A 1,665-nucleotide genomic window follows, 5' to 3' on the forward strand; every position below is an offset into this window, starting at 1 on the left:
GATCCAGTACCAGCAGTGCATGCATTCGACGCCGATGATCAGCTCGTCCAGGTAGGGTTCGATCAGATGGAGCAAAGGTTCTGGTTTGGCTGGAATCTCTTTATGCAGAAGGGTGTCGCCCTGCTGACCCAAGATACAGACATGCAGACATACAGACATACAGACATACAGGCTACGGGCTACGGGCATGCAGATCAATTCCACAGTAGTGACGGTGAGTGCTATTGTAAAAGTTCATTGGGTCTTCTCCTGTTAGGTTTGGTCGCCTTTTCAGCTTAGCCAAACGGGCTGAGCTAGGGGAGAAGGCGCAATGAGTATCAAATCGTTCAAGCGGACGGCCCTGACGGGCCGCCGCTCAACTCCAGCGTTAGGCGTCGCAACTGACATCACCGGATCTCACCACGCATGAGCAACGCAGACAGACTCACCGAAATTCACATCATTCAGGCAAGGCTTCGTGCGCTTCGCCTAGTTGCATTCACCGGCGCAGTTTTTCCTGGCGAATGGGGTGCGCAGTGGAACGAGGCCATAGTGCCCGATCTGCTTGAATTCGGATTTCACGCAAGGAAGGTAAACGAGTTCTGCGGCCTTATGGACGATGACTTCGGTTCAATCGACGTCAAGATCGTGAACATCTCGGAAGGTGATCCCGGGAACTGGGAATCGAACTATCGGAATGCACTGAACGCACTCATGCACATGCAGACATTCTCTATAGGACATGCTCACGCCGATCATCGACGAATTTTTCTTGCATCGGAGGCGAACCTAATCGCCACATACATCAAGGTATCGACTGATCGCTACCCTGAAGTCACCATCAGCCTCTTCGGGCTCGTCGATTGCTTTCTAAACCGGGTTCTTCATAGGGTTCGTGAAAGGCACCCGGGCCTCCGTTTTTGAAGGCACAGCCGCAAGTGTTGATGTGCGCGAAGCCTAACCATTCCATCGAGGGGATGCCCAACCGGCTGCGCCGGTACGTCAAACGTTAGGCTTATTCAGGGCTCAGTACGAAGCGAGCAGCGTCTTTGGCTACCCATCGGAAGTATGATCCGGCGAGCAGGAATATAGAGATCAAGAACATAAGCCCGAGCAAGTTGCTGTCAGCAAAGCCTCCATCGACATATGCCCAAGCTACTTTCGTCATCCATCCCCATAGGCCCACGCTAACACTGAGACAGAACATAAACACGGCCATGATGCCGGAAACAACGAAAGTAACTGCCATCAATCCTACACGAAAATTGAGGGGAAATTTCATCATCAAATTACGCCTTATGCTATGGTTTATAGCAGTTTGGTGGGTAACCTTAAGTAACGCAAGTTCCTGTAGTTGATTGAAAATAATAATTTTTTCAATTTCGTTCTCGGCATGGCGACCGTCCACCGGACAGCCTTTTCTCCGCTTCGCTACAAAAAGGCCGCCGCTTAACAGTGGCGTTATGTGTAAGGGAAACCAAAACTAAAGGGGTCAGATCGATTTTATTTTGATCCATGTAAATGGGGCAGGTTGATTTGTTTTTAACCAAGCTGACTGATCCTGAATTCAAACATTAAGCGCAGCACCCGCGGTTTTCAGCGCCCCTGAATACTCTCCCAGGAACACTTGTGCCGGTGTCCGATACCCCAAGCGTTTTCTGGGGCGATTGTTCAACTTGGCAACGA

2 protein-coding genes and 2 pseudogenes are annotated in these 1,665 nt (G+C 50.6%); 1 reads left to right on the plus strand and 3 read right to left on the minus strand.

Annotation, left to right across the window (positions count from 1 at the left end; all coding sequences use genetic code 11):
- A pseudogene (locus tag E0L35_RS25215) lies at positions 1–189 on the minus strand (hypothetical protein); the annotation flags it as partial.
- Positions 190–405: 216 nt separating this feature from the next.
- On the opposite strand from E0L35_RS25215, the gene E0L35_RS25220 reads away from it, so the two are divergent.
- Positions 406–903: a hypothetical protein gene (locus E0L35_RS25220; protein WP_138801706.1), complete on the plus strand. Its 498-nt coding sequence runs from the start codon at positions 406–408 to the stop codon at positions 901–903.
- Positions 904–994: 91 nt separating this feature from the next.
- Here the strand turns inward: E0L35_RS25220 and E0L35_RS25225 are convergent, their stop codons facing one another.
- Positions 995–1,387 (minus strand): hypothetical protein, encoded by a 393-nt coding sequence (locus tag E0L35_RS25225; RefSeq protein WP_138801707.1) that lies wholly within the window; start codon positions 1,385–1,387, stop codon positions 995–997.
- Between the two features lie 159 nt (positions 1,388–1,546).
- Positions 1,547–1,665, minus strand: a pseudogene (locus E0L35_RS26775) (IS30 family transposase); the annotation flags it as partial.

This window comes from Halomonas sp. ATBC28, assembly GCF_005937175.1.
Classification (GTDB): domain Bacteria; phylum Pseudomonadota; class Gammaproteobacteria; order Pseudomonadales; family Halomonadaceae; genus Vreelandella; species Vreelandella titanicae.

What these genes read in the sequence shown, in the direction of transcription:
- E0L35_RS25220 (WP_138801706.1), top strand. Translation starts at nt 406, where the DNA reads ATGAGCAACGCAGACAGACTCACCGAAATTCACATCATTCAGGCAAGG.